The sequence below is a fragment of the Zoogloea oryzae genome (assembly GCF_030161255.1).
GTDB classification, from domain to species: Bacteria; Pseudomonadota; Gammaproteobacteria; order Burkholderiales; family Rhodocyclaceae; genus Zoogloea; species Zoogloea oryzae.
On sequence record NZ_BSPX01000029.1, the window covers coordinates 1 to 22,849 of the forward strand.

37 protein-coding genes are annotated in these 22,849 nt (G+C 65.2%); 15 read left to right on the forward strand and 22 right to left on the reverse strand.

What is annotated here, in order from left to right; genetic code table 11:
• Window positions 1-239: 239 nt before the first annotated feature.
• The 22 genes from QQK25_RS10840 to QQK25_RS10945 all read right to left on the reverse strand — a co-directional run bounded on the left by QQK25_RS10840 (window position 240) and on the right by QQK25_RS10945 (window position 14,810).
• Window positions 240-737 carry a DUF4124 domain-containing protein gene (locus tag QQK25_RS10840; RefSeq protein WP_284187934.1) on the reverse strand — a complete coding sequence of 166 codons (498 nt, stop codon included), beginning with the start codon at window positions 735-737 and terminating at the stop codon, window positions 240-242.
• 71 nt (window positions 738-808) lie between these two features.
• Window positions 809-1,054, reverse strand: coding sequence for a YfhL family 4Fe-4S dicluster ferredoxin (locus QQK25_RS10845; RefSeq protein WP_153163422.1), 246 nt, complete (start codon window positions 1,052-1,054; stop codon window positions 809-811).
• Between the two features lie 26 nt (window positions 1,055-1,080).
• On the reverse strand, window positions 1,081-1,716 hold the full coding sequence (locus QQK25_RS10850) for an MBL fold metallo-hydrolase (protein ID WP_284187935.1): 636 nt from the start codon (window positions 1,714-1,716) through the stop codon (window positions 1,081-1,083).
• 49 nt (window positions 1,717-1,765) lie between these two features.
• Window positions 1,766-2,065 carry a cyd operon YbgE family protein gene (locus QQK25_RS10855; protein ID WP_284187936.1) on the reverse strand — a complete coding sequence of 100 codons (300 nt, stop codon included), beginning with the start codon at window positions 2,063-2,065 and terminating at the stop codon, window positions 1,766-1,768.
• Window positions 2,066-2,079: 14 nt separating this feature from the next.
• Window positions 2,080-2,709 carry a ubiquinol-cytochrome c reductase iron-sulfur subunit gene (gene petA / locus QQK25_RS10860; protein ID WP_284187937.1) on the reverse strand — a complete coding sequence of 210 codons (630 nt, stop codon included), beginning with the start codon at window positions 2,707-2,709 and terminating at the stop codon, window positions 2,080-2,082.
• A gap of 206 nt (window positions 2,710-2,915) precedes the next feature.
• Window positions 2,916-3,317: an SLAC1 family transporter gene (locus QQK25_RS10865; RefSeq protein ID WP_306664083.1), complete on the reverse strand. Its 402-nt coding sequence runs from the start codon at window positions 3,315-3,317 to the stop codon at window positions 2,916-2,918.
• A gap of 167 nt (window positions 3,318-3,484) precedes the next feature.
• Complete coding sequence (locus QQK25_RS10870; protein ID WP_284187938.1) at window positions 3,485-4,078, reverse strand: phage virion morphogenesis protein; 594 nt, start codon at window positions 4,076-4,078, stop codon at window positions 3,485-3,487.
• Between the two features lie 86 nt (window positions 4,079-4,164).
• Window positions 4,165-5,439 (reverse strand): PBECR2 nuclease fold domain-containing protein, encoded by a 1,275-nt coding sequence (locus QQK25_RS10875; protein ID WP_284187939.1) that lies wholly within the window; start codon window positions 5,437-5,439, stop codon window positions 4,165-4,167.
• A complete protein-coding gene (locus QQK25_RS10880; RefSeq protein WP_284187940.1) occupies window positions 5,439-5,660 on the reverse strand; it encodes a hypothetical protein in 222 nt (73 codons plus the stop codon). The genes QQK25_RS10875 and QQK25_RS10880 overlap by 1 nt, the downstream gene beginning before the upstream one ends.
• Window positions 5,657-5,968, reverse strand: a complete 312-nt coding sequence (locus QQK25_RS10885) for a hypothetical protein (RefSeq protein WP_284187941.1) — start codon at window positions 5,966-5,968, stop codon at window positions 5,657-5,659. Before QQK25_RS10885 ends, QQK25_RS10880 begins: the two co-directional genes overlap by 4 nt.
• Before the next feature lies 1 nt (window position 5,969).
• Window positions 5,970-6,596: a hypothetical protein gene (locus QQK25_RS10890; protein WP_284187942.1), complete on the reverse strand. Its 627-nt coding sequence runs from the start codon at window positions 6,594-6,596 to the stop codon at window positions 5,970-5,972.
• 8 nt (window positions 6,597-6,604) lie between these two features.
• Window positions 6,605-7,537, reverse strand: a complete 933-nt coding sequence (locus QQK25_RS10895) for a DNA cytosine methyltransferase (RefSeq protein ID WP_284187943.1) — start codon at window positions 7,535-7,537, stop codon at window positions 6,605-6,607.
• A gap of 1 nt (window position 7,538) precedes the next feature.
• The gene (locus QQK25_RS10900) at window positions 7,539-9,089 is read right to left on the reverse strand and encodes a DUF935 domain-containing protein (protein WP_284187944.1); all 1,551 of its coding nucleotides are present in this window, start codon (window positions 9,087-9,089) and stop codon (window positions 7,539-7,541) included.
• Window positions 9,079-10,812 carry a phage terminase large subunit gene (terL, locus tag QQK25_RS10905; RefSeq protein WP_284187945.1) on the reverse strand — a complete coding sequence of 578 codons (1,734 nt, stop codon included), beginning with the start codon at window positions 10,810-10,812 and terminating at the stop codon, window positions 9,079-9,081. The genes QQK25_RS10900 and terL overlap by 11 nt, the downstream gene beginning before the upstream one ends.
• The gene (locus QQK25_RS10910; RefSeq protein ID WP_284187946.1) at window positions 10,799-11,299 is read right to left on the reverse strand and encodes a DUF1804 family protein; all 501 of its coding nucleotides are present in this window, start codon (window positions 11,297-11,299) and stop codon (window positions 10,799-10,801) included. Before QQK25_RS10910 ends, terL begins: the two co-directional genes overlap by 14 nt.
• Before the next feature lies 1 nt (window position 11,300).
• The gene (locus tag QQK25_RS10915) at window positions 11,301-11,678 is read right to left on the reverse strand and encodes a hypothetical protein (RefSeq protein WP_284187947.1); all 378 of its coding nucleotides are present in this window, start codon (window positions 11,676-11,678) and stop codon (window positions 11,301-11,303) included.
• Window positions 11,675-12,190, reverse strand: coding sequence for a hypothetical protein (locus QQK25_RS10920; RefSeq protein ID WP_284187948.1), 516 nt, complete (start codon window positions 12,188-12,190; stop codon window positions 11,675-11,677). The genes QQK25_RS10915 and QQK25_RS10920 overlap by 4 nt, the downstream gene beginning before the upstream one ends.
• Window positions 12,187-12,882: a transglycosylase SLT domain-containing protein gene (locus QQK25_RS10925; RefSeq protein WP_284187949.1), complete on the reverse strand. Its 696-nt coding sequence runs from the start codon at window positions 12,880-12,882 to the stop codon at window positions 12,187-12,189. Before QQK25_RS10925 ends, QQK25_RS10920 begins: the two co-directional genes overlap by 4 nt.
• Before the next feature lie 2 nt (window positions 12,883-12,884).
• Window positions 12,885-13,262 (reverse strand): putative holin, encoded by a 378-nt coding sequence (locus QQK25_RS10930; RefSeq protein ID WP_284187950.1) that lies wholly within the window; start codon window positions 13,260-13,262, stop codon window positions 12,885-12,887.
• Window positions 13,263-13,508: 246 nt separating this feature from the next.
• Window positions 13,509-14,000 carry a hypothetical protein gene (locus tag QQK25_RS10935; RefSeq protein ID WP_284187951.1) on the reverse strand — a complete coding sequence of 164 codons (492 nt, stop codon included), beginning with the start codon at window positions 13,998-14,000 and terminating at the stop codon, window positions 13,509-13,511.
• Between the two features lie 19 nt (window positions 14,001-14,019).
• The gene (locus QQK25_RS10940; RefSeq protein WP_284187952.1) at window positions 14,020-14,406 is read right to left on the reverse strand and encodes a PBECR2 nuclease fold domain-containing protein; all 387 of its coding nucleotides are present in this window, start codon (window positions 14,404-14,406) and stop codon (window positions 14,020-14,022) included.
• Window positions 14,403-14,810, reverse strand: a complete 408-nt coding sequence (locus QQK25_RS10945) for a helix-turn-helix domain-containing protein (protein ID WP_284187953.1) — start codon at window positions 14,808-14,810, stop codon at window positions 14,403-14,405. The genes QQK25_RS10940 and QQK25_RS10945 overlap by 4 nt, the downstream gene beginning before the upstream one ends.
• A 91-nt stretch (window positions 14,811-14,901) precedes the next feature.
• On the opposite strand from QQK25_RS10945, the gene QQK25_RS10950 reads away from it, so the two are divergent.
• Genes QQK25_RS10950 through QQK25_RS11020 form a run of 15 tightly spaced genes read left to right on the forward strand, consistent with a single transcriptional unit; the run spans window position 14,902 to window position 22,847 of the window.
• Window positions 14,902-15,102 (forward strand): DNA-binding protein, encoded by a 201-nt coding sequence (locus QQK25_RS10950; RefSeq protein ID WP_284187954.1) that lies wholly within the window; start codon window positions 14,902-14,904, stop codon window positions 15,100-15,102.
• 17 nt (window positions 15,103-15,119) lie between these two features.
• Entirely contained in the window at window positions 15,120-15,383 is a 264-nt protein-coding gene (locus QQK25_RS10955) for a hypothetical protein (RefSeq protein ID WP_284187955.1), read from the forward strand.
• On the forward strand, window positions 15,380-16,477 hold the full coding sequence (locus tag QQK25_RS10960) for a hypothetical protein (RefSeq protein WP_284187956.1): 1,098 nt from the start codon (window positions 15,380-15,382) through the stop codon (window positions 16,475-16,477). The genes QQK25_RS10955 and QQK25_RS10960 overlap by 4 nt, the downstream gene beginning before the upstream one ends.
• Before the next feature lie 3 nt (window positions 16,478-16,480).
• Complete coding sequence (locus QQK25_RS10965; RefSeq protein WP_284187957.1) at window positions 16,481-18,169, forward strand: Mu transposase C-terminal domain-containing protein; 1,689 nt, start codon at window positions 16,481-16,483, stop codon at window positions 18,167-18,169.
• A gap of 12 nt (window positions 18,170-18,181) precedes the next feature.
• Window positions 18,182-19,129, forward strand: a complete 948-nt coding sequence (locus tag QQK25_RS10970) for an AAA family ATPase (protein WP_284187958.1) — start codon at window positions 18,182-18,184, stop codon at window positions 19,127-19,129.
• 10 nt (window positions 19,130-19,139) lie between these two features.
• The gene (locus QQK25_RS10975; RefSeq protein WP_284187959.1) at window positions 19,140-19,421 is read left to right on the forward strand and encodes a hypothetical protein; all 282 of its coding nucleotides are present in this window, start codon (window positions 19,140-19,142) and stop codon (window positions 19,419-19,421) included.
• Window positions 19,418-19,606 carry a hypothetical protein gene (locus tag QQK25_RS10980; RefSeq protein ID WP_284187960.1) on the forward strand — a complete coding sequence of 63 codons (189 nt, stop codon included), beginning with the start codon at window positions 19,418-19,420 and terminating at the stop codon, window positions 19,604-19,606. Before QQK25_RS10975 ends, QQK25_RS10980 begins: the two co-directional genes overlap by 4 nt.
• A complete protein-coding gene (locus tag QQK25_RS10985) occupies window positions 19,603-19,893 on the forward strand; it encodes a hypothetical protein (RefSeq protein ID WP_284187961.1) in 291 nt (96 codons plus the stop codon). Before QQK25_RS10980 ends, QQK25_RS10985 begins: the two co-directional genes overlap by 4 nt.
• Window positions 19,890-20,363 (forward strand): HI_1489 N-terminal domain-containing protein, encoded by a 474-nt coding sequence (locus QQK25_RS10990; RefSeq protein WP_284187962.1) that lies wholly within the window; start codon window positions 19,890-19,892, stop codon window positions 20,361-20,363. Before QQK25_RS10985 ends, QQK25_RS10990 begins: the two co-directional genes overlap by 4 nt.
• Window positions 20,360-20,746, forward strand: coding sequence for a hypothetical protein (locus tag QQK25_RS10995; protein WP_284187963.1), 387 nt, complete (start codon window positions 20,360-20,362; stop codon window positions 20,744-20,746). The genes QQK25_RS10990 and QQK25_RS10995 overlap by 4 nt, the downstream gene beginning before the upstream one ends.
• A gap of 29 nt (window positions 20,747-20,775) precedes the next feature.
• Window positions 20,776-21,390, forward strand: coding sequence for a DUF3164 family protein (locus QQK25_RS11000; RefSeq protein ID WP_284187964.1), 615 nt, complete (start codon window positions 20,776-20,778; stop codon window positions 21,388-21,390).
• 10 nt (window positions 21,391-21,400) lie between these two features.
• Window positions 21,401-21,871, forward strand: a complete 471-nt coding sequence (locus tag QQK25_RS11005) for a hypothetical protein (RefSeq protein ID WP_284187965.1) — start codon at window positions 21,401-21,403, stop codon at window positions 21,869-21,871.
• Window positions 21,858-22,121 (forward strand): hypothetical protein, encoded by a 264-nt coding sequence (locus QQK25_RS11010; RefSeq protein ID WP_284187966.1) that lies wholly within the window; start codon window positions 21,858-21,860, stop codon window positions 22,119-22,121. Before QQK25_RS11005 ends, QQK25_RS11010 begins: the two co-directional genes overlap by 14 nt.
• A complete protein-coding gene (locus QQK25_RS11015; protein ID WP_284187967.1) occupies window positions 22,118-22,390 on the forward strand; it encodes a hypothetical protein in 273 nt (90 codons plus the stop codon). Before QQK25_RS11010 ends, QQK25_RS11015 begins: the two co-directional genes overlap by 4 nt.
• The gene (locus QQK25_RS11020) at window positions 22,383-22,847 is read left to right on the forward strand and encodes a regulatory protein GemA (protein ID WP_284187968.1); all 465 of its coding nucleotides are present in this window, start codon (window positions 22,383-22,385) and stop codon (window positions 22,845-22,847) included. Before QQK25_RS11015 ends, QQK25_RS11020 begins: the two co-directional genes overlap by 8 nt.
• Window positions 22,848-22,849 lie beyond the last annotated feature (2 nt).

Below are 22,849 nucleotides of genomic sequence, written 5' to 3' on the forward strand. Positions count from 1 at the left end.
TCCCGCTGGCTGCCGCGCCGCCCGACGCTGATCGTGGTGGTCGACGCCCGCCTCGCCGCGCCGCTCGAAGCCGCCCTCGCCCACGCCGCCCGCCACGGCGATCAGCCGGTGCGCCTGCTGGTGCTGGACCCGGCGGTTCCGCCCGGGCAGATACGCAGTGACTGAAGCCCGCCCGACGATTCAATGCAAAAACGGCAACAATGCGCAGCGCACTGTTGCCGTTTTTCCTTGGGGATCAATCAGCGGAACGGCGGATACCCGCGCATGGGCTCCCGGCGCTCGGGCTCGGGGGGCTTGATGATCGGCCGGGGCGGCACCACCTGGATCGGCGGCACGTAGCGGCGGACCACCGGCTGGGTCACACTCCAGCGCTCCTGCTCCTCCCGCAGGCTCTCCTGGCGCGCCTGACGCTGCTGGGCAGCCAGCTCGGCGGCGCGTTCGGCCTCCTGACGGCGCTCGCGGGCTGCCCGTTCGGCGGACTGACGGGCCTCCAGTGCCCGGGCGTCCTCCACGACCCGCTCACTGCGGCGGCGTGCCTCCATCTCTTCCCGGTACGAGAGCCGTGGCGGCGTCTCGATCCGCTTGGCCTGGGTCGTGCCGCCAGCGCAGGGGCCATCGGTGTAGGTCACGCTGCCATCGGCACCCACACATTTGTTCACCGCCAACGCCGGCGCGGCCATCGCGCCCAGCGCAACAGCCAGCACGATCATCCGGCTGCGTAATTCCAGACTGTCCATCTTCCTGCTCTCTCCAGGCTACCCTGCCTGAAGCGTAGCAAATCGGCCGCCGGACGACGGCAAAATCGTGCTCAGGCGGCGAGACGTTCGAACTTGGCCATCAGCTCGGCGCGGGATTCCACGTGGGCGTCGTCGTGGACGATGCAGTCCACCGGGCAGATCTGGACGCACTGTTCTTCATCGAAGTGGCCGACGCATTCGGTGCACCGCGCCGGGTCGATGGTGTAGATGTCGTCGCCCTGGGCGATGGCTTCGTTGGGGCACTCGGGCACGCACACGTCGCAGTTGATGCAGCCTTCGGTGATGAGGAGGGACATGGGTTTTCTCCGCTGTGGATGGGGTTTCAGTGGTGAAGCGGCGCGGCACCGACAAACGCCGGCCGGGCCAGGGCCTCTTGCTGCCGGGCCCGGAAGGCGGCCACGAAGGCATCCCGCGAACGGGCCAGAAAGTAGGGATTGCGGCGGCGCTCCTCGCCGATGGTCGAGACGGTGCGACCGTGGAAGTCGTGACCGGGAAACACCAGCACCTCGTCCGACAGCACGAAGAGGCGGGTGACGACCGAGTCGTAGAGCCGGCCCGGATCGCCCTCGCCGGTCTCGGCCCGGGTGCAGCCGCCCAATTCGAGCGCATCGCCGCAGAACAGCCGGTCGTGCCACAGGTAGCTCACGCTGGCCGGCGTGTGGCCGGGGGTGGCGATCACCCGGATGGCTTCATTGCCGAAATGCAGCACCTCGCCGTCGATGGCCTGGCGGAAGCCGTCGCCGGCGTTTGGCGCGGCGCCGGCGACCACCACCGTGCTGGGGTAAGGATCGGCCAGCCCGTCCAGCGCCGGGCCGTGGGCGTGGGTGAGCAGCACCAGCGCCAGTTCGAGCCGACGCTCGGCCAGCAAGGCCTTGAAGACCAGCGCCTGGCACGGATCGGGGTTGGGGTCGATGAGCACCGCCTGCCCGCTGGACGGGTCGGCGATCAGATAGCTCATCGCGGCACTGCAGGGATCGAAGAATTGCCGGAAGTACATCGCAACACCCTCAGTGGCTGGCAATCTGCAGCAGGGACAGCACCAGCGCCAGCAGACAGGCCTCGCTCGACAGCAGGCCACGCAGCACCCGCTGCCGGGGCACCAGGCGCAGGCCGCTGGCAAAGCCGGTGCCCATCGCCCACAACAGCACCCCCGCCGCCAGCGGGTCGGCACCGCCCCAGCGGTCCATCGCCACCCGGGGGAAAAGCACCAGCAGCAACGCCAGCACCACGCCGGTGGCGAGCGACAGGATGCGGAACCCCGGGTCGGGATGGTCCGACGCAGGATGGTCCAGATCGTGTCTGCTCACGATTGCGCTCCCGGTCAGGCCGCGCCGGTGTCGTCCGCGCCGATCAGCAGACGCGCATCCGACAGGTATTTGTGGGGCGGCACCTCCAGGTTGGTGGGCGCCGGCTTGCTCTTGAAGACCCGCCCGGCAAAATCGAAGGTGGAGCCGTGGCACGGGCACAGAAAGCCGCCGGGCCAGTCCGCGCCGAGGGCCGGGTTGCCGGCCTGGAAGGCGCTCGACGGCGAGCAGCCCAGATGGGTGCAGATGCCCACCGCCACGAACAGCTCGGGCTTCAGCGAGCGATGGGCGTTGCGGGCGTATTCGGGTTGCTGGGCGTCCACCGTTGATCCCGGATCGGCCAGATTGGGCTCGGCCTTGGCCAGCGCCGCCAGCATCTCGGGCGTGCGGTGCAGGATCCACACCGGCTTGCCGCGCCACTCGACGACCATCATCTCGCCCGGGGCGAGCTTGTCGACATCCACCTCCACCGGCGCCCCGGCCGCCTTGGCCCGCTCGGACGGCGTGAGGCTGACAACGAAGGGCACCGCGGCGCCCACCGCCAGCGCCCCGCCGGCGCCGGCGGTGGCGATCAGCAGGGATCTGCGGGAGGGGTTGCACGGCGCCCCGGCGCTGCAGCCGGCTGGGGTCAGGGTTTTGCTGGTCATGGGGTTCTCTCCGTTGGGGGCTCGCGGGACAAGCGGAGCCTCTGTGATACCTAGCTGGACATATCAACATCCGTGCCAGCCCACCCAAGAATAAAACCGCCCAATAAATCAATACCTTGAAGAATCAACCCACCTTGCAGAGGGTACGGGCTCTGCCACCTGATCTGCCAGCACCCCTGCCATGACAGCCGACACTGTCAGCCAGCTCACTCTCCGGCGATGAGCTCACCTGCGACCGCCGCCCGCACGGTTCGCACCGCAAGCAGCACGATGACCACACTGGTCACCCCCAGGAGGCCGCTGCCCAGCCAGACGAAGAAATCCAGCCCGGAGAGCTCCGCCATCCGCAGCGTGGCCGTCGTGAGCGCGGCCAACGGAAACGAGTACGCCCAGGCCGACACGAAGAACGGCAGCCGGTAGAAACGCAGCGCATTGCTTGCCAGCAGGAGCGCCAGAAACAGCGCCGTGTAATACAGGACGCGGGCAAAGGCATCGAGTCCGCCGGTCAGCCCGGTGTAGGCCACAAAGCCCACCGACGGCGGGGCCAGCAGGATAAACAGGGTCGGGGTGAGAGAAGGGAGGGGGGAGAAATCGGACAGGTGGAACAGGCTAAATTTAGCTGAAAATCGCCGTAGATCAGGAGGTTAGAAACTTGGACAAGAATCCTGATTTCTGGACAGAAACTTGGACAAAAGCCGGAGATTTGGACGGGGAATTATCGGAAAACCGACCGGAGGAAATAGGGTTTTATCCGGTTCGAAGGCCATTTATTCGATCAGCGAACGGCCTTCAACACTGCGGTGAGGTGATCGTGTGAGACATCCTTCACCAGCTGCTCGTCGGCGGCGGGATAGCCGACCAGGGGACGCGCCGGGATGCCCGGATGATTCACCCGCTTCACCACATGCCCTGCGAACGCCAGGGCTTTTTTATTGATGGGCTTGATCACGTAGGGCTTGCCCTTCGGGCCGTAGGTGCCCGTGCCACTGTGATGCCATGCGGCCTTCCGGTCATTGGTGCCGATGAACAGCTCGGCGCCGGCCACCTGGTAGTGGAAGCGCAGCAGGTCGCCATGCTGGTAGAGGATGCGGCGGCTTGCTGCCTTGCGGCCGGCTTCGATGTTGGTCGCCTTCTTCTCGCGCCACTCCTTGCCCTGCTTGCTCCATGCCTGGCTGGCGATCGTTCCAGCGGCCAGCGGTTTCCAGGGTGTTCCGTCTGGCGCCTGGCCCTTCTCGTGGCGGTCGGTATTGACCCGTAAGAGGGCTTCGCCGATGCCGGCCAGCATCACGTGGGGCGAAGCGAATTCGCGCCGGACGGCGGCGAGGGAGCGCTCCAGATGGTCGGTTTGAAACTGGATGGTGTATTGCATATACTGGAACCGTGGTGAAGAAGCTGTGGCCCTGCATGGCCCTCAAATCTGACCCACCGACGCGGCCTGTGCATGGGGCCGCGTTTTCATTTGTGCCACACCCTGCGGCCGATGCGCTGCTTGTCGATGTAGGCCGCCCGGGCGGACTCGCTCTTCTGCGAGGCCATGAACGTGGTGGCGCCCACCCAGCCGGTGCGGCCCCACTCGAAAACCGCCAGGCCGAATTCCCGTGTTCCCTCCACCTCGAAGGCCCGGATGTACCGGCGCTTGAGCCGCCAGCGTCCAGCCTCGGCCCTGTCCTTCACCCAGTGCCACCACACCTCGTCGGGTTCGATCAGCGTCATGGCCAGGAGGTTGATGTGTTGAAGGCGTTCCAGCTTCGAATCGGTCTTCATCCACTTGAACTCGCCCCGGCCATCCTGAAAGAGGGCCTTGGTGATCGCCATTGCCGCGCCGGTCACATCCTCGAACACCGCGCCTTGATCCATCGTTGCGCCGAACACATCCAGGAAGTCGGACACTGCCCGCTCGGGGGCGATGCTGGCCGGCAGGATGGCGCTGGCCGGCAGCGGCGTGGGCTTGGGTAGCGGCAGCTTGAGGGCCGGGGCGGTAACACCACGTTCGGCCAGCACCGCGTCGTAGCCGGTGAGCGGCGGCACGGTGTGCGGCTCCAGCCAGGCCTTGCCGGGGTTGTAGGCGAAGCCCGGGTCGATGCCCTTGGGCACGCGCACGGTGCGCGGCTGGCTGCCGTTCTTGCCCACCACCTTCTCTTCCCATTCGATGGCGGGCGCCTGGTCGGGGCCGGACTTGCCCGAGGCGCTCCAGCTGCGTTCAGCCTCCAGCCGCGAAAGGGAATTGACCCGGCACTTACAGCCCCATCCGTTTTGTGGATAGTAGGTGGCCCACCACGGATCATCGGCCGGCAGGATCAGGCCATTCCAGGAAAGGTGCATCAGGCGCGGGTGCTCGCCCGGGGTGTGCCGGTATTCCCAGTAGGGGCGCAGGTGCTTGACGGCCTGCATCTGCTGGTAGCGGCCGGCGTTGTACGCCTGGGTGATATTGGTGTCGTAGATCACCTTCGAGCGCCAGCCTGGCGAGCCGTTGTAGGCCCACCCATGCTTGGCGGTGATGGCGTCGAAGTCCTTGCGGAAGGCGGCGTAGCCGGTGCCTTCCTCCTGGGCCTTGCGCACGGCGTTGTAGAAGTCTTCGACCAGGGCGTCGTGGTTGGCGCCGGCCACCACGAACGCCTGGCTGTGCTGCTGCTGCCAGATATCCGTCCAGCCGGCGCTGGGCAGCTGGAGTTTGCCGCGGTAGAAGTCGATCGCTTCCTTGAACGGGAGCTGGGCGGGGGATGCGGGCATTACCAGGACTTTCGGCTATCGAAACGAGCGGCACGCTCCGGGTGGGCCTTCCGCCATTCTTCGACCGCCTGCTGGATGTCGCGCAGGCTCAGTCCATTGCGCAGCTTGCGGCCGATCTCTTCCAGCACCAGTCCGACCACGAAGGCAGCTACGCCCATGCCCATGGCGGCCATGATCACGTACCCGATCCACAGGGCGATGGTGTCAATCCAGGCCATCATGCCGTCACCGCGTGAATGAAGGGCTTGGCCTTGTCCCACAGCCAAGGCACGCCCAAGGTCAGCGCGATGCCGATCAGCACGCCAACGATCACCAGGGCGGCGAACAGGGCCGAGAAGTCGAGGTTGAGGTAGCCACCTTGGCCGGATTTCGGGGCAGGCTTCTGGCGGCCGACCAGCTGCAGCACGGGCTTGGTGGCGGGCTTCGTCTCCACGTCCTGGTCGAGACCGTGCAGTCGGTCGAACGCCTCCAGGATGCGAGCCGCTTGTGGATCTCGCTCTTCAATGGGCTTGAGTTTTCTGCAGGCCATTTCAGTCCCTCCCTTCGGTTTCAAGCGGACGCTCTTCGCACACTTCCCAGCAGCTCGGATCAAGCGGGGTCAGGCTATAAGCGCTCAGAAGGTGGCCGTACTTGTCGCGCTTGGCCCAGCCCGCCTTTTCGCAGTGCCCCGGCCCGACCCAACGAAGTTTTACGGTCGCACCGTGGGGCCAGTGGTCGTCATGAAGTTGCGCCTCCAGCGTCTTCACCTTCTCGCGCAAGGCCTCGACCTCATCCTGGTTCGGCCACTTCGCCTTTCGGTTCATGGCCTTCATCTGATCGCGCACTTCATCGGGCATCCGCTCTTCACCGATGATCGTCGGCTCCAGGCCTGACGGCTCGGCGCTGCGGTGGATCGCCGACATGGCCGGGATGTCCCATGGGGTCGGCGCGGCAGTGTCGCCCTGGGTCGAGCATCTCGAGGAGCTGCTCGGGGTGGTGTCCGGCGAGCTGCGCCGGCCGGGGATGGTGTGCTTCTTGTAGCTCTGCAGGGTGGCGTGATCCCGTTCGGCCATCTTCCGTTCGATCCGGGCCCAGTCACGGCGGACCTTCCAACGGATCAGGGCGACGATGGCTACCAGCAGGGCGATGGCGGCGAGGGTGAAAAGAAAGATTTCCATGCTGTTTCCTATCGACTCAATATCAACCACGCGGCTGCGGCCTGGAGCGGGACTTGCCCGTTGCCAGCGCACTTAATGCGGTCCATCCGATTGGCCACCCCATCCACCACTCCGCAAAGGCCGGCGTCAGGCGGTGACCAGTCGTATGCACCAGTGTGTCGCGCAGCGGCTTCGATCGCTGCTGCGTCTGCTGGAGATAGCCCGCCTCGCTGTACGGCGACTTGTAATCGGTGGCACAGATCGTCGGCAGTTGCGCCAATCTGGTTCCAAGCGAAATCGTCCGCTTCACCCCGTCCGGCGTTCTTCCATGCTGGTTTACGTTTCGACGGATCGCCGCTGCCCCGCTCGCCGTGATGGTTGGTAGAAGCTTCCCCAGCGCCGTGGCCAAGCCATCCCCAGTGGTCTGACCGCTTCCCTTCTTCGCGTAGTTTCCGCAGACCGTCAGCGTTGGCAGCGAGGCACCACCAGCGGTCGCGCAGATGGCCGGCGCCGACATCAGCCGCACCAAGCTTTCCGTCTTTCCAGGCGTATCCACGCGCCACGAGCGCGGCGATAACCACATCCCGGCCCTTGGTGCGGATGTTGGGTGAGTTTTCGAGCCAGAGGAGCGGCGGGCGGATTTCGTCGATGGCCCGGAAGACTTCCGAGACAAGGCCGCTACGCTCTCCTTCAATGCCTGCGCCGCGTCCAGCTGCTGAAATATCCTGGCAAGGGAAGCCCGCGCAGAGCTGATCCACTGTTCCGGCCCAGGGGTGGAAGTCGAACTGGCGGACATCCCCTTCGTGCACGTGCAGTCCGGGGAACCATCCTTCATCGGATCGGGCTTGAAGCACTTGGCAGGCGTGTGTGTCCCACTCGACGGCGCAGATGGGTTGATGCCCGAGAACAAGATCGGCGAGCAGCCCGCCGCCGGCCCCTGCGAAGAGGTGCATGGTTCGCATGTCACGCCTCACTCCTTCCCGCCAGATTTGCCGCCGCCAGCCCCAGTGCCAGCGCTTCGGCCCAGTCCTTGCCCGGCTGCTGTGCTGCCAGCGCTTCGATCTTCTCCAGGGCCTCGGCGAAGTCGCCGGCCTCGGCCACGGCCGCGCTGATCTGCTGGATGCGGGCTTGTTCGATGGGGGCGCACAGGGCGGCGAGCTGGGCGGCGTAGGCGCCAGTGGTGTCGCCTTCTTTGGCTGCGCGGGCGAGTGCGGCCAGGCGCACCAGGGCGGCGTCGGCATTGCCCTTGCCCGTCGGCGCTGCAGGGCGCCCCAGCACCTTGGCGCCATCCTCGGCCTTGGGGATTTGCAGGGCGCCGTGGGCCCAATCCACGTCGATCTGCATGCCGAGGCCTGCAGCCTTCTCCAGCACCTCGACCATGGCCTTCTGATCCACGGCCTCGGTGGTGTCGTACTCGAAGCACGGCATGCGGTCTTCGGGGAACATGCCGTTCAGCAGCGCAATGGGCCGGATCACCTGGGCGTTGACGGTGGGCTGGATCTGCTCCACGTCGTGCAGCATGATTTCCCGGCGCACCTCGTTATGGACGTTGCCCAAGGCGTTGGTGCTGGTCTTTCCGTCGGCCTGGCTGGTGAGGGTTCCGCCCAGGATCGCCATGGACTGTTTGGCCTCCCAGTAGCGCACGGCGTCGAGGAAGTCGCCCACCTTGCCGATCTGGGCTTCGATGAACTCGATCTTCATGTTGCTCGGCACTACCCCGGCGCCGTCATTGCCGATGTTGCGCACGGCCTTGAGCAGCTCGTTGCGCTGGGCCTTGTTGATCCCCGCGGGGTACTGGCCCAGGCGCAGCGGCAGGCCATACACCTCCAGGAAGCGCTGCATGTCGCGGGTGTTGTAAGCCTTGTAGGCGTAGGCCCATGCCAGCACCCGGAACAGCGCCTGCCCTTCGAGATAGCCCGATTTGCTGGTGTGCTGGTGGATCACCCATTTCCACTGCCGCAAAGGCTCTTCGATGCCCGTTCGAACGTACATCAGCTCACGCGAATCCTGGCCCACGCGGAAGTGGCGCTGCGGTTCGAACACGAACGCCTTCGGAACCCACTCGGCGCCCAGCCGCCAGTCGATTTCCTGGGCGGAAAAGCCCTTGCCGATGGCGTCAGTCAGGTCATATTGGAAGTCGTTGAAGCCTTCGATGCCCCGCAGCATGTCGGCCAGCTGGGCGGCGCGCTGGATCTCGGCCTCGGTGGCGTCCTTGGGCGGCTTGAGCTGCCACTGCAGGCCGGTCACGGCGCGGCGGCGCTTGGCCAGCTCGCTGTACACGTGGGTGTCCTGCTCTTCGATCAGCTCGAATAGCGTGGCCTGGTCGGTGATGTAGCCCATGTCCGCCTGGCTGAAGGCCTGCGCGAGCGTGGTCGGATCGACCGTCGTCACGCTCATGTAATTGAGCGAACCGCCCTGCATGGATCGGGGGCCGGCCTGCATCTCCTGCAGGCCACGCTTCACGCCGCCGGTCACCCGTTCGACCAGGGCGGCCATGCGCTGTTTAATCGTCATCGTCGTCATCCTCGTCATCTGCAGCCGATCGCCGGCTGGTGCTGCGGCGGCCCCGTTGGCTGCGGGCCGCGCTGGTGTATTTCCATTCGACGCAAAACTCGGTGGCCACCTTGTGCAGCATCTCAAGGGCGTCCGGGCCGTCGTCGTGGTCGGCTTCGGGGTAGAACTGAAGCTGTTCGATCAGGGTCGAGTGGGTGCGGTGCAGGCGAATCAGGCCGTTCTTGATGTAGGGCTGCAGCGAGAGAATCGCCAAGTCCTTGTCGCGGCCGGTGGGGCCGGGCATCGCCGGGAAGGGCACACCCGCCAGGCCGGCCCGCTTGATGAGCTCGGTGTAGAGGAATTCCTGGAAGGCGATGCACTCCACCGACCACATCAGGCAGCCGTATTCCTGCTGCAGCTCCACGGCGCGGGCGATGATCAGGTCGGGCACGCGGCGGGCAATGTCGGCCTCCACCACGTCGAGGATCGAGGTCTTCGGGTTGATGCCGCCGACCAGGATCGCCGACGGGTCGCGGGCCTTTGACTTCTTGCCCATGGAGGGGTCGAGCGCGCCGAAGAACAGCCATTCGGGGAGCCGGTTCACCCAGAACTGGATTGTCTTGAACGGGGCGTCTTCGTCGTTGCCGGCTTCGTTCTGCTGCTCCTGGTTGAACGCGGTGTGATCCACCGCGCGCATGCACATGAGCCGGTACAGCGGGCGCACCTCGGGCCAGCTCACCACGGCGCCGCGCTCCATCTCGGCCTTGTTGGCCTGGTAGAAGGCCAGCGCGTCGGCCTCGGCCTGCTCCTTCTCTTCGTCGGTGCCGGTTGCGGCCGAGGTGTAGAGGCCTTCCCACTGGTCCCACAAGTCCATCCGCTCGGGCCAGGTGGTGATCGACCGGAAGATGCGGCGGCGCCAGCCGGGCTTACGGCTCACGCGGTTGATCGCGGCGTCGTAGTGCAGTGACGTGCCGACCCAGAAGATGTCCATGCCGCCGCCCGGCCCAGCCAGGCCGACGATGGCCGACAGCACGTAGTTCTGCACCTTCTCGCGCTGGGCCTTGTCGCGCACGTTCTCGTCGTTTTCCAGATCGTCCAGGAAGATCAGGTCGGGACGGTGGGCGCCATGCTTCATGCCCCGCATCTTCTTGCCGGTGCCGCCGATGCGAATCTTGATGTTGTTGGCGGTGATCACCGTGGTGGCCTGCCACACCCGGCCCTGGCCAACGGCTTCCGGGAAGTCCTGCGCAAGGCGCGGGTTGGCTTCGAGCTCGGCCTTGATCGACGCCAGCATCTCCGTGGATTGCTCCTCGGTGTTCATGACGATGCCGATCATGTGCTTGCGGGCCTTGGCAGGAAGGCCACGGCCGGCCAGGTAGTTGGCGCGGCAGATGCACCACAGGCTGCCCAGCTGGGTTTCGTAGGTGGACTTCGCCTCGCCTCGCGGCGCCTGATGGACTTCGCGCGCATCGGTCGGCCCGTCGATCAGCTCGGGCAGGCGCTTGAACGCGAACTCCTGGAAGGCCGAGTGGTACGGCGTGGGCACGTAGTGCGGGAAGTAGGTCTGGCAGAAGAAGCGGTAGTCCATCACCGCCCGCTCGCGCCGCTTGGCGCTCTCCACCGGGTCGGTGGAGAAGCTGGAGACCTCCAGCTCGATCCACTCGCGCAGCTCGTCGCCCAGCTGGGCGATCGCGTCGTCGAACTCCCGCAGGTTGCGGATGGCCTGGAGCTTAGGCTTGGCCATAGCGCTCCCCGATCTTCACGCCGATCTCTTCGAAGTGGGGTTGCAGGGCGCGCAGCGTGGCCGGATCGGATGCCCGCAGGTGCTCGGCGATGATCTTGAGGGTGTCCAGCGCCACGGCCAGGCCCGAGAAGGCCGGATTGACCCGGGCGAAGGCCTTAGAGAACTTGGCGTAGGCGTCGGCCAGCTGGGCGAGCAGCACGGCCTTGTCGCCGGCCGGGATGGTGGCGGTCTCCAGCTCGCGGGTGGTGGTGAGCACCTGGCGGGCGAAGTCCTCGACGAGCTGCTGGTTCAGATCGTCGATGCCCTGCTCGCTGATCCGGTACGCCGCCCGCGCGGTTTCCCAGTCATCGCCGCGGGCCTTGGCCTTCTTCCGCCAGTCCTGGGCGGTGTCGTAGCTCACGCCGGCCGTGACGGCGGCGCCATTCAAGGGCATGCCCTCGATGTAGAGCCGCCGCACGGTGTCGCGGGTTTCTTGGGAGTGGGCCATGTCAGATACGCTTGATCAGCTCGACTGCTGCCGCCGCAAGCGCACCGCCGATGCCACCACCCAGGGCAGACAGCTTGGCGGTCTTCTCGATGAGCTTCTTGTCCTCGGCTTCGAGGGCAGTCACGCGGGTGCCCAGACCGTCAAGGCGCTTGACCAGGCGTTCTTCCACGGCCTCGACCTGCTGGGTAAAGGTGGATTCCATCCGATCCATGCGGTTGGCGTGGGCGGTCTCCATGCGGTGGATGTCGGCGCGGATGTCGGCGATGCGGGCGGTGAGGCCGGTGTGCATGGTCTGCACGGCGCCGGTCAGCTGGCCGATGGCGTGGTTGAGTTGGGCGATGTCGGCGGGCGCGGCGTTCAGGTGGTTGTTGTCGCTCATTGCGGCGATCCTTCTTCAAAGTCGATCAGGGCACCGAGGCGAGCTCGGCAGGTTTCGTACTGGCCTTGGGCACCGGCGATCCAGCCGGCGACGTCGGTATCGGTGGCAACGGCGGCATCCGCTGCAGCAGGTGCGCCGGGGGTTTGTGGCACGGTGCCAGCACCGGGCTGGCCGGCACCGTTGAGCAGGCGCACAGCGCCAGGGCCGAGGCAAGGCCGGCCAGTCGTAACGCGGGGGATTTCACGGGCTTTCTCCAGGGTGGCCGCGGCTGCGGCGGATTCGGTCGCGGAGAGCTGGGCCGACAGGGCGTCGGCGCGGGTGTTGGCATCCAGCAGGCGGCGGGCGGCGTCGATCGCGGCCTTCTTGGCCTGCTCGGCCTGGGTGCTGATCAGCTGGGCAATCTCGGCGCGGTAGTACAGCGCCGCGCCGGTGCCTGCGACGGCGCCGCCGACGATCAGGCCCGCCAGGGCGCTGTACAGGGTGCGTTTTGCGAGGGCGGTCAGGGTGATCACGCTTGCACCCCGCGGCCCCAGGTGAGGTAACGGGGCTGCAGCGCCAGCAGGATGCGGCGCGGATAGCCCAGGTTCTCGGTGCAGTGGATCGCAGCGCGCCGGGCCGTCCCGCAGGCCGCATCCACCGCCTGGCGCGAATCCGCCCGGGCGGACTTCGCCTCGGCCAGCCAATGGCCAAGCCCGCCGTTGTAGGCCCGCAGCGTGGCCCACATGCGGTCGAACTCGGACGGTCCGCGAACCCGGTCGAACAGCCAGCGGTCGTAGCCGGCCAGGGCGCGCAGCGCCCAAGTGGGATTGGTCGGGATGCACTCGGCCGCAGGGATATCGGACAGCCCGCACCACCAGCGCGTAGTGGCCGGCATGAACTGGGCCATGCCCTGGGCACCCACGCGGCTGACCGCCTCGGGGTTCCACCCGCTTTCTTGATGCACCTGGGCGGCCAGGGCCGCGATGGGGGCGTCGAGGCCCCACTCGGCATGGGCCACCCGCACCAGGTCGGCGCGGTGCTTGAGGGCGGCGCGGGGGATGTCCTGGGCGTGGGCCGTAGCTGACATAGCAATCAGGACAATTGCCGCCAATACAACAAGGAAGGCGGTCGTGATGATCCTCATCGCCAGCCTGTCGCGGCGCATCGTCTTGCGATCCCTTTCGGCCGTTTCTTCGCACCAGGCCACGAATTCGTCGCGGGTCATGATCACGCCCCCAGGCCCAGCGCCAGCATGGCGCAGCCGACGATGATCGCCCGCCGCAGCATGGCCAGGCCAAACACGATATTGGCGCGGGTGTCGAACTCGGCCAGGATCGGTTCCGGGTTTTCGCCCTCGTCGAGCTTCAGGTCTTCGAGGCTCTCGATGTCATCGACCGCGCAGTAGTCGGTCAGCGCATCAGGGCGGGCATAGGGGAACAGCGAACGGTCGAGCCAATAGCCGACCACCCCGGCCATGCTGACCAGGGAGAGCTTGTAGAGGGACACGGGGAGCTGCTGCGGCGCCAGGAAGGCGATGGCAACGAGCAGCAGGATGGTGACGATCAGCCAGCCAAAAAGGCGGGGGCACTTCGGAAAGGTAAGCATGCGCGGCTCCGGTTGATGTTGTCGGGATACGACAACCGGAGCTTATGCGCGCGGGGGAATCTCTATCAGGCGGGAAATGTTTCCCGGGGGGTGGGGTGGTGGAGCAGGTGTTTAAATGGCGATTCTAGGCTGTGATCGCCCCGCGCGACAGAGAACGCCTAGAGCGTCAGCCTTGAATCACCTGTAAAGAATGGAGTGTCGCGATGGACTGGAACGCGCTGTGGTCAAAAGAAAACTTGCGGGCCGTCAATGTAGCAAAGACCCTGGCTTCGCCCCTGCAGGAGGGAATGAGGTGTCGGATAGCGGTTTTACGGGATAGGGGAGCTTCATCCCGTGAAGCATATAGATCATTGCGACGCCTTGTAGGTGCGCAGAAGGAAACTCTACCGGAACGGACATCATAGGGTTTCCAGCCAATTCATTAACGGTGGCGGCCACTAGGCTTTGCGTGTGGCGCTCCATGAGAACCCGCCATACGCCTGCGGGTAATTCGCGCCAGGCATCAATCCCCTCACCGAGAAATTTCTCAATGGCAGCGTCCGCTGCCTGTTCGTACTGTGCTTCGTACGGAAGCGCACCTACGTCCCGCATGTGGGGGCGAAAAACGTCATTCAACGGCCACAAGGCCTCAAGCATTTCATTGCCTGTAACCGGCTTCGGACCTCCCCAGTCCTCGGGCATCTTGTTCAAACAAGCCGCCATGTAAGCCAACAGGAGGTTCTGAGTCTCTTTTTTCATGTCACGTCCAAAGTGGTGGCTACTGCCGTTGAATTGAGTACTCGATGCTTCCACTGCGGATCGTTTCCATCTGGTCCGCAACGTCGTCATAGGTGCCTAGCAAAATGCCAATGCTGGCGAGTTCCCACGCGGCGCTATAGGCGAACTTGACGACGGTCGCGCCGAAGGGGGCGCCGATATCAAGGTGGGCGAGGTCGAGAAACCGAAGGTAGGAGCGCGTTTTTTGCCACTGGCCTTGGTTGTTCTCGTCGCGCACCCATGCCTGCCAGATTTCGTGAGGGGCGACGATGGTCTCAGCCAGTTCTTTTGCGAGCTGCCGGTGCTCGGGGGGCAGGGCATCCATCATGGATTCGATCTGTTCACGCGTGAACTGAAGCGGAACGCCAGTTACATCACGGTGGATCACCCTTCCTCACCTCTGAGGATCGGACCTAGCAGATCGATTTCGTCTTCGGAAGATTTTCTTTGCGGAATGGATAAGACCATTTCACCCGACCACAGCAGCGCGGACTGCAATAGCCGTTGCTGATCCCCGTCGGTCAACTTTCTGAAGCACTGCAGCAGGCTGGCCTCGCGGCTGCCTGCTGTTTCCATCTTGTTACTACTTCCCGTGACGATCCAGTCAGGGTCTAGGCCCAGCTCTGGCCGTTGAGCCGCAAGCATGAACACCTCTTTGACCGGAAAGCTATCCCGGTCCTTCCTGCCTGCCCACGCTCGCTGGGATAGCCCAAGAACTTCGGACGCTTCCTTGTCAGTTGTCACCTTCAACTGCTGCTTGAGCCGCAGCGACGCTTCGTCAAAAAAAGTCATGGCACCCCCTTGACTACTTACTATATGGTATTAAACTTACATCAAAGTAATTTAATTACCAGTTGGTAAGTGTTAAAAATAGGAGCCAAGCATGTCCTGCAAGACCCCTCAACAAGTTAAAGCCGACTTCGAGGTACGCGGCGAGCCCATCTCGAAGTGGGCAGATGACCACGGCTATCGCCGTAGCGATGTGTATCGCGTCCTGAACGGCTTCTCGCCCTGCAAGCGCGGTATCCCCCACGAGATCGCCGTGAAGCTCGGCATCAAGGCCGATCCGCGCCCTTCTGCTTAATTTTACCCGGAGTCGAAATGATCGAAGCCACTATGAAAAAGAACCTGCTTGACGGGACCGACAAAGATGCAGCCGAAGAGCGGATTTCCAAAATTCTCGAAAGCCTTGGCGTTGAAGCCGTCAGCGACGACTTGAAGGAGCGCTGCCTCACCATCCTAATGGAGGCCGAGTACATCGTCACCTTCCTGATTCATGACGATTTTGTATCGAAGTCCGTCGAGGCTGATCGCCGTATCGACTCGAAGCGTTGCGTGATTCTCTCCTTGGGAGGTCAGCTGTGAGTACTCAGCACACTCCTGATCACATTGACCTCGGCATCCTCGACGGAGCGGTCTCGCTGGACGTCAATTCTGTTGGCGCAGTCAGCACCGAAGTGGTGTCCGAATCTACTCATGCCTCGGCCGGCTCTGACAGTGGTCGTGACCTCGTCAATCAGCTTCTCGGGCAGGCTCAGGCGTTCTCAGCGGCCTCTCAGCTACTCCAAACGTTTGGAGTTTCGAAGCTCGCCTTCGTCAAGGAAAACCGGCTCTACAAGGGGCTTGCAGGGATGCGCGCTCCAAACGGTTTGGAGTTGAAGGGGACTTGGGAGGAGTTCTGCGGATTGCTCGGGATGTCCGACGAGAAGGTTAACCAGGATATCGCCAACCTCCGTGCTTTCGGTGAAGAGGCCCTCGAGAGCATGAACCGGATGGGCATCGGCTACCGGGAGTTGCGCCAGTTTCGCAAACTTCCGCCCGACCAGCGAGAAGCCCTAGCGCTGATCGCGAAATCCGGAAACCGGGAAGACCTTCTCGAAGCCGCCCTTGATGCCATTGAGAAGGAGAAGGCCTCCGCTCGTGAGCTGCAGCTCCAGAATGCCGAGCTGAAAGGGGATATCGAAGGCTTCGCCAAGCGTGCCGCCAATACCGATGCCGAGCTTGAGCGCCGTGAACACATCATTGCCAAGCTCTCCAAGGCCCGTCTGCAGATCACTGAATTCACGCCGCGCACTGAAGACGTGCGGTCTGAATGCCTGGTGGCGCAAGGAACCTGCGAGTTCAACCTCCGTGCCCTGCTGCGCATGTACCGCGAAGCCACGGCCCCCCATGAACTGGTGCCCGAGCGGGAGATTCAGGTTGAGCAGGTGTGGATCACCCTGCACACGATCGCGGCCATGGCCCTGGATGCCATCAATCACATCCGCGAAGAGGACATCCAGCCGCTGCCCGATCGCGTGCTCGGTCAGCACCTGCTGACGCCTGAAGAGGCCAAGCGCTGGATTGTCGAGTGGCGCACGTTGGAAGGACGCATGCAGGCCGAGGCTGCGGTACGTCAGCAGCAGCGCGAAGAGTCCCGCCCGCGCGGCCCGGGTCGCCCCAAGAAAGCGCAGGGGTGATCCATGCCAGTCATCGCCGTGGCTGACAAGCCAACTCCTAGAAAACGCGGTGTCGTTGCCGCAGTGCCCCGCACCAATGTGCTGGCCCTGCGCGCACGCGACCCGTGGCGCGAGGCGACCGACAAGGCCCGGGCTGTTGCCCTTACCCGCGAAACGGTTGTGCTGTACGTGCAGGCGCTCGTCGATACCGGCGTCAGCCAGAACGTGGCCATCTCCCTGATGCTGGATCGGCTCGACGCCGGGACGCTTCCCGCTCCGACCGCCTCCGCGCTCGCCTCGACGGCCAAGGGCGGAAAGGCCGCGCCCAGCCGCTCCGCGATCTGCGAATGGCTCACCGCCTATCGCGCCGAGCGTGGCCCGGCTGGGCTGCTGCCCGCCCACAAGGGCCGGGTGGTGGAGGACGCCAGCTGGTGGGGCCCTGCCCTGGAGCACTTCAACCAGCCGAGCAAGCCGGACATTGCCGCCGTGCATCGCCGGCTTGTGGAGGTGGAGGGCTTCGCCTGCACCTACGAGCAGGTGCGCGCCTACCTCAACAGTGTGCCGGCCATGGTCGGCCGTCACAGCCCCGCCCGACTGGGCAAGAACCTGTATCGCCTGACGGAGAAAGCCTTCGTGCGCCGCTCGACCGAAAACGCCCTTCCCGGCGATGTGTATGTGGCCGACGGCTACCGCGCCGACGTGTACATCGCCCACCCGGTGACGGGTGACCTGTTCCGCCCTGAGCTGACGGTGGGGATGGACATGCGTAGCCGCTTCATCATCGGCTGGAGGGCCGATGAACACGAAGGCACGGTGGCCGTGCAGAACATGTGGGCCGAGGCCTTCGCCCGCTGGAACCACGTTCCGCCATTCCTCTACGTGGATAACGGCTCCGGCTACAAGAACTTCCTGATGGACGACGAGGTGTGCGGCTTCTACCAGCGTGCTGGTGTGCAGCAGATCATCCACGCCATCCCGGGAAACCCCCACGGAAAGGGCTGGATCGAGCGCTTCTTCCGCACCATGAAGGACGACTTCCTGCGCCTGTGGCAGCCCGCCTTCTACTGCGGCCACGAGATGGCCGACGAGGTGCGCCAGCACATCGTCGGTGAGGTGAAGGCCGGCCGGCTATCACCCCCCAGCCTGGCCCAGTTCGCCGAAGCCTTTAACGCCTGGCTCGACCGCTACCACGCTCGGCCTCACCCCGAAGACGCCAGCGTGACCCGCGCCCAGGTGTGGGCCGGCCTGGTGCCGATCCCGCCGCATACCACCGAGCGCGAGCTCAAGCGCCAGGCGGTGGTGCTCACCGTTCGCAAAGCCAGCGTGAAGCATGGAAAGCGCGAATACGGCCACCCCGATCTGCACAGCTGGAATCACCAGAAGGTGGTTTTGGAATACGACCTGATGGATTGCGCCATTGGCGTGATCCGCAGCATGGACGGCCGCTGGATTTGCGACGCCCGACTCATTCAGACCATCGACAGCGTGCCGGTCAGCCGACTTGAAGAGAAGCGCCAGTTGCGCGCTGCCGACGCCATCAAGCGCCTGGAAAAGAAGATGGACGAGCAGAAGGCCCGCGCCGGATTGATCGTCGATGCCGACGCCACCGTGCGCGACGTGGAGGCCCTCGACGCCGACATGACGCTGCTCGACGCGCCTGCCGCCCCGACTGACACCCCCCTGATTCTCGACCTCGACCTCGACATCGAATAAGGAGCCGCCACCATGACGAACACCGCTATCACCTGGCCCGACCACTACACCGCCGCCGACATCGACGCCGTGGGCCGCATCAAGAGTTGGATTGCCGAGCGCGCCTATCCCCAGGCCGCGCTGGCCCGCCTCGCTCGCGTCTCGCCCAGCAGCCTGAATCAGATCATCAAGGGCAAGTACGCCACCAGCCCGGCGCCGCTCCTGGTGAGTATCGAATCGGCCATGCGCCACGCCGACGAAACCACCGCCGACACCGTGGCGCCGGTGGAGACGGGCACCTACAAGCTGGCCGTGACTGCCTGCCGCATGGCCCGGCGCTACCGCAACTTCGCGGTGCTCTCCGGCTACGTGGGTACGGGAAAGACCTTTGCCCTCAAGCACTACGCCAAGACCACGCCGAACGTGTATCTGATCGAAGCCGACCCGACCATGACGCCCACCGGCCTTGTGAAGCTGCTGGCCCGTCTGGTGGGTGTGACCGAGAGCGTGTCGGTCGGTGACAAGTTCTCCACGGTGGTGGAGCAGCTCAAGGACACCGACAGCCTGGTGATCGTCGATGAGGCCGAGACCCTCACGCCCCAGCAGCTCCACACCCTGCGCCGCCTGCGCGACAAGGCCAACATCGGCATCGTGCTTGCAGGCACCGAACACCTGACCGGCATCCTCAAGCCGGCCCACGGCCAGTTCGATCAGATTCGCAGCCGCACCGGCTTCTGGCCCGCCACCGTGCAGGGCATCAGCCTGGAGGACGCCGCCGCCCTGGTGCAGGCCGGCTTTGGTTCCGAAGAGGTGCCCGAGGATGTGGTCGCCCGGCTCTTCGCCTACAGCAAGGGCAGCGCCCGGATGCTGGTTGAAGGCCTGATCGCGGGTGTGAAGGAGTTCCGCAAGGATCGCCCGCTCGACGTGCGCCTGATCGACGCCGTGGCCAAGCAGGCCCTGTGCCTCCAGTCGCTCGCCTGAGTTGCCCGCCATGCTGACCACTGCCATCGTGTGGCATGCCCACACCACCCAGCCGATCAACGGCCTGCTGGCCAAGATCGCCATCGACCGCGGGGCGGACTCCGACCCGGAAGAGTTCCGCTTCTACCTGCTGACCGACCTTTACGAGTACCGGCAAAGCCTGCTGGGTAAGGGTGGCTTCTACAACATCCAGAACAACCAGCTGCTCCGTGATCCGGTGTTCTTCTGGACGGGCTACGAGGATCTGGTGCTGGGCCTCGAGGCGCAGCTCGAATTGGTGGGTGCGCGATGAACCGCCTGCAATCCTTCGTGTTCTGCATGGTGGTGTGCTTCGGCCTTGGGGTGCTCTGCACCCTGTGGGGGCTGGAGGCCGAGTACCGCGATCGCCTCAACGCCGCCAAGCGGGCAAAGCTCGACTGCGAAGCTGTGCAGATGCTTGCCCAGCCCCAACCCAACGCCAGCGGGGTGGAATCGTGAGCCGCGCCCGCATCCTTGAAATCCTGGGTCGCCACAGCGCACGCAACCCGCTGCCCAGTGGCGACCTGATCGCCCTGGTCGGCGGCGAAGAGTCCGATACCTGGGGCGCTGTCGAAGAGCTGGTGCGCGAGCGTCAAGTTATCACCTGCCGCATTCACCGCCCGGGTGGTGATGTGGTGGTGTTCTGGCCCACCGGAAAAGATCGCGTCCAGCGCTCCACCCAGCCCGCCCACCAGGTGAGGGCCGCAGCAAATTCAAAGGCGCGCGGCGCAAAGGGGGGGAAATGAGAACCCGCTGCCCTTGCTGCGGCACCACCGTGAGCCTCGACGCCCTGGTCGCCCATGACGGTGCCCGCGAAGCCCTCAAGTCTGCTTTTGCCCTGGGCGGCCAAGTGGGCGGCGCCGTGGTGCGCTACATCAGCCTGTTTCGCCCGGCCAAGTCCGAGCTGACCATGGAGCGGGTGGGCAAGCTGATCGCCGAGCTGCTGCCTGATCTGCAGGCCCAGCGCATCACCCGCAATGGCCAGGTGTTCGAAGCCCCCCACGACGCATGGGTGTGGGCCATCGACCAGAGCCTGCAGGCCCGCGACGACGGGCGCCTCAAGACGCCCCTGAAGGGCCACGGCTGGCTGTACGAGGTGATCAGCAGCTGGCGCCCGACCGCGGGCGCTGTGGTGGCCACCGACGCCCCCAGCGCGCCGCGTGCCCACTCGCAGACTGTCGCCGGCCTCTCTGCCCTGGAGGCCATGAAGCGATGATCCCCGACTGGCTTCACAACGCCGTGATCGAAGGGCTGCAAAAGCTGATCGCCCTTCGGCTGCCAGGCACGCCCCCGCAAGACGCGGTGGCCGGCACCGCAGCCGTGTGGCTGGAGGCCATCGACAGCCCGCGCATGCGGTGGGACGAATCCCTCGACCTGCCCAGGGTCCGGCGCAGCTTCCGTGCCCTGTTCATCAACTGCGACCGCTGGCCGGCCCCGAAGCTCTTCATCGCCCACCTCGGCAACCGCGACCCGCCGTTGGCCCTGCCCGAGCCGCCCATGACAGCCGAGCAACGTGCACGAAACCGTGAAAGGTTGCGCGAACTTGTCGCCAGCCTTAACGCCAAGCAGCAAATCCGTGACAAAGGACATTCAAAGTGAATTCGCAGAAATCTAACCTGCCATCCCCCATGACTACCCCCGATGGCTACATGAAAGACCCCCAGGGCCGGCTGGTGCCCATCGACACCATCAAGCCGGTCGATCTGAAGCGTGACGCCGTGGTGCGCCAGATCATCGACGACGCCCGAAAGCTCAATGCGGAAATCGCTGCTTTCCGCAAGCGCGCCTTCGAGGCCGTGGAAGAGTTCATTGCCGAGAGCGCCCGCGAATACAAGGTCAAGATGCGCGGCGCCGAGGGCAAGGGCAATGTGAGCCTGGCCACCTTCGACGGCCAGTACAAGGTTCAGCGCGCCGTGTCCGAGTCGATCAGCTTCGACGAGCGCCTGCATGCTGCCAAGGAGCTGGTGCACCAGTGCATCAACGACTGGAGCGACGGCGCCCGGCCCGAGGTGCAGGCCCTGATCACCGGCGCATTCGAAGTGGACAAGGCGGGCAACATCAACACCGGCCGGGTGCTGTCCCTGCGCAAGCTCGACATCGACGACAAGCGCTGGAAGCGGGCGATGGAAGCCATCAGCGACAGCGTGACGGTGACCGGCTCCAAGGCCTACATCCGGGTGTACGAGCGTGACGGCGAGGGCAACGGCTACAAGCCGATCAGCCTCGACGTGGCCAGCGCGTAAGGGGGCCACCATGCACGCCATCACCATCATCAACGGCCAGTCCATGCGCTTCGAGGTGTTCGACCCGGTGCCCACCGGCACCGAGCTGACCACCACCGAGGGCGACCACGTGCTGTTCGAGGGCATCGACGACGCCGGCCTGCTGCTGTGCTCCGGCAAGGTGGACGGCCAGATCAGTGCCTACTTCCCCCATGACCTGCTGTTGCCCGCGAACCCCGAGGCCGAAAACCGCCGGGCCTGCGTGGCTGCTGCCGCCGACGCGGTGGGCGTGCTCCAGGAGGCCGAAGAGGCTATCCACCGCACGTTCTTCGTCGGCGGTGCGCCGCAGGACGTGGGCTATGCGGCCCACCACGTGGCCCGCGTGGAGCTGGCCTGCCAGCGCCTGCGCGCCGCCATCGGCAACGACCTGGTGAGCGCCGCCCGGGTGAGCCTGCTGTCCATGAATAACCAGATCCAGGAGGGCCATCATGCTGAAGGCTGATCCGAAGGGAACGCCCGCCCAGCAGTGGGCGGCGAAGGTCGAATACAAGGGCCCTCGGCAGGCTGACCACGCCCAGGTTCATGACGCGAAGCGCTGCGCGACGTGCTTGTGGTCAGAATTTCTGACCTACATCCGACGCGATAGTGGGGTCGGTGTGTCGCTCATCTGCCTTGAAAAGTCTTCATCAAGCTACAAGGGCCTGACCGTGCAGGAGCGTGCAGCGTGCATCAAGTGGGAGCCGAAGCCGTGAGCGCCCTCCTGATCTTCGCCTCCACCTTCGCCCTGGTGCTCTTCCTGGGCCTGCAGCAGCTCAACGTGGCCGGCAACCACCGGGTGTTGGCCATGCTCACCAGCGCGGGAATCAGCGGGGCCAACCTGGTGGTGCTCAAGTCCATTCCCGGCCCCACGGATGCGCTCGACCTGGCGGCCTACATCACCGGCGGGCCGCTGGGCATCCTGGTGTCAATGTTGATCCACCCGCACCTGGTGCGCGTGTTCAAAGGGGGGCGTCATGGCTGACCTGGTGAAGCACTACCGCCAGCTCCTGGGCATCGCCAAGAGCTGGGCCATGAAGAGCCTGCCGGGCTGGTCGGATGACTCCCACGCCGATCTGCTCAAGCGGGCAGGCGCCAAGCAGGTGGAGGGCCGGTACTCGGCCACCACGCTCACGCTCGCCCAGCTGCACATTGCCCTGGCTGACTACGAGAAGCGCGGCTGGCCCCGCAAACCCTTCTTTGCCGACCGCAAGGCTGGCGCTGCGGCCAAGCCCAAGGTGGTGCCGCCGCAGATCGGGCATGTGTTCCGCCTGTGGGGACGGCTGGCCAAGGCGGGCAAGGTGCGCGACGGCGGTCGCCCGGCGCTGCTTGCCTGGTGCGGCCGTCAGGTCGGGCGCGAGCTGACCGAGCTGGACGCCATGAGCACCGACGAGCTGCAGAAGGCGATCGAGGCCCTCAAGGGCTGGGCGGCGCGAGACTGATC

Bases quoted from the DNA above. Each gene is read 5' to 3' on its own strand.
- QQK25_RS10910 (WP_284187946.1), bottom strand. From the start codon at position 11,299: ATGGCCCACTCCCAAGAAACCCGCGACACCGTGCGGCGGCTCTACATC.
- QQK25_RS10965 (WP_284187957.1), top strand. From the start codon at position 16,481: ATGCCAGTCATCGCCGTGGCTGACAAGCCAACTCCTAGAAAACGCGGT.
- QQK25_RS11020 (WP_284187968.1), top strand. From the start codon at position 22,383: ATGGCTGACCTGGTGAAGCACTACCGCCAGCTCCTGGGCATCGCCAAG.
- QQK25_RS10930 (WP_284187950.1), bottom strand. From the start codon at position 13,262: ATGCTTACCTTTCCGAAGTGCCCCCGCCTTTTTGGCTGGCTGATCGTC.
- QQK25_RS10850 (WP_284187935.1), bottom strand. From the start codon at position 1,716: ATGAGCTATCTGATCGCCGACCCGTCCAGCGGGCAGGCGGTGCTCATC.
- QQK25_RS10885 (WP_284187941.1), bottom strand. From the start codon at position 5,968: ATGGCCTGCAGAAAACTCAAGCCCATTGAAGAGCGAGATCCACAAGCG.
- QQK25_RS10945 (WP_284187953.1), bottom strand. From the start codon at position 14,810: ATGACTTTTTTTGACGAAGCGTCGCTGCGGCTCAAGCAGCAGTTGAAG.
- QQK25_RS10925 (WP_284187949.1), bottom strand. From the start codon at position 12,882: ATGACCCGCGACGAATTCGTGGCCTGGTGCGAAGAAACGGCCGAAAGG.
- petA (WP_284187937.1), bottom strand. From the start codon at position 2,709: ATGACCAGCAAAACCCTGACCCCAGCCGGCTGCAGCGCCGGGGCGCCG.
- QQK25_RS10840 (WP_284187934.1), bottom strand. From the start codon at position 737: ATGGACAGTCTGGAATTACGCAGCCGGATGATCGTGCTGGCTGTTGCG.
- QQK25_RS10990 (WP_284187962.1), top strand. From the start codon at position 19,890: ATGAGAACCCGCTGCCCTTGCTGCGGCACCACCGTGAGCCTCGACGCC.
- QQK25_RS10895 (WP_284187943.1), bottom strand. From the start codon at position 7,537: ATGCGAACCATGCACCTCTTCGCAGGGGCCGGCGGCGGGCTGCTCGCC.
- QQK25_RS11005 (WP_284187965.1), top strand. From the start codon at position 21,401: ATGCACGCCATCACCATCATCAACGGCCAGTCCATGCGCTTCGAGGTG.
- QQK25_RS10880 (WP_284187940.1), bottom strand. From the start codon at position 5,660: ATGATGGCCTGGATTGACACCATCGCCCTGTGGATCGGGTACGTGATC.
- QQK25_RS10890 (WP_284187942.1), bottom strand. From the start codon at position 6,596: ATGGAAATCTTTCTTTTCACCCTCGCCGCCATCGCCCTGCTGGTAGCC.
- QQK25_RS11010 (WP_284187966.1), top strand. From the start codon at position 21,858: ATGCTGAAGGCTGATCCGAAGGGAACGCCCGCCCAGCAGTGGGCGGCG.
- QQK25_RS10970 (WP_284187958.1), top strand. From the start codon at position 18,182: ATGACGAACACCGCTATCACCTGGCCCGACCACTACACCGCCGCCGAC.
- QQK25_RS10980 (WP_284187960.1), top strand. From the start codon at position 19,418: ATGAACCGCCTGCAATCCTTCGTGTTCTGCATGGTGGTGTGCTTCGGC.
- QQK25_RS10975 (WP_284187959.1), top strand. From the start codon at position 19,140: ATGCTGACCACTGCCATCGTGTGGCATGCCCACACCACCCAGCCGATC.
- QQK25_RS11000 (WP_284187964.1), top strand. From the start codon at position 20,776: ATGACTACCCCCGATGGCTACATGAAAGACCCCCAGGGCCGGCTGGTG.
- QQK25_RS10955 (WP_284187955.1), top strand. From the start codon at position 15,120: ATGATCGAAGCCACTATGAAAAAGAACCTGCTTGACGGGACCGACAAA.
- QQK25_RS10915 (WP_284187947.1), bottom strand. From the start codon at position 11,678: ATGAGCGACAACAACCACCTGAACGCCGCGCCCGCCGACATCGCCCAA.
- terL (WP_284187945.1), bottom strand. From the start codon at position 10,812: ATGGCCAAGCCTAAGCTCCAGGCCATCCGCAACCTGCGGGAGTTCGAC.
- QQK25_RS10900 (WP_284187944.1), bottom strand. From the start codon at position 9,089: ATGACGATTAAACAGCGCATGGCCGCCCTGGTCGAACGGGTGACCGGC.
- QQK25_RS10870 (WP_284187938.1), bottom strand. From the start codon at position 4,078: ATGCAATACACCATCCAGTTTCAAACCGACCATCTGGAGCGCTCCCTC.
- QQK25_RS10875 (WP_284187939.1), bottom strand. From the start codon at position 5,439: ATGCCCGCATCCCCCGCCCAGCTCCCGTTCAAGGAAGCGATCGACTTC.
- QQK25_RS10950 (WP_284187954.1), top strand. From the start codon at position 14,902: ATGTCCTGCAAGACCCCTCAACAAGTTAAAGCCGACTTCGAGGTACGC.
- QQK25_RS10845 (WP_153163422.1), bottom strand. From the start codon at position 1,054: ATGTCCCTCCTCATCACCGAAGGCTGCATCAACTGCGACGTGTGCGTG.
- QQK25_RS10995 (WP_284187963.1), top strand. From the start codon at position 20,360: ATGATCCCCGACTGGCTTCACAACGCCGTGATCGAAGGGCTGCAAAAG.
- QQK25_RS10935 (WP_284187951.1), bottom strand. From the start codon at position 14,000: ATGAAAAAAGAGACTCAGAACCTCCTGTTGGCTTACATGGCGGCTTGT.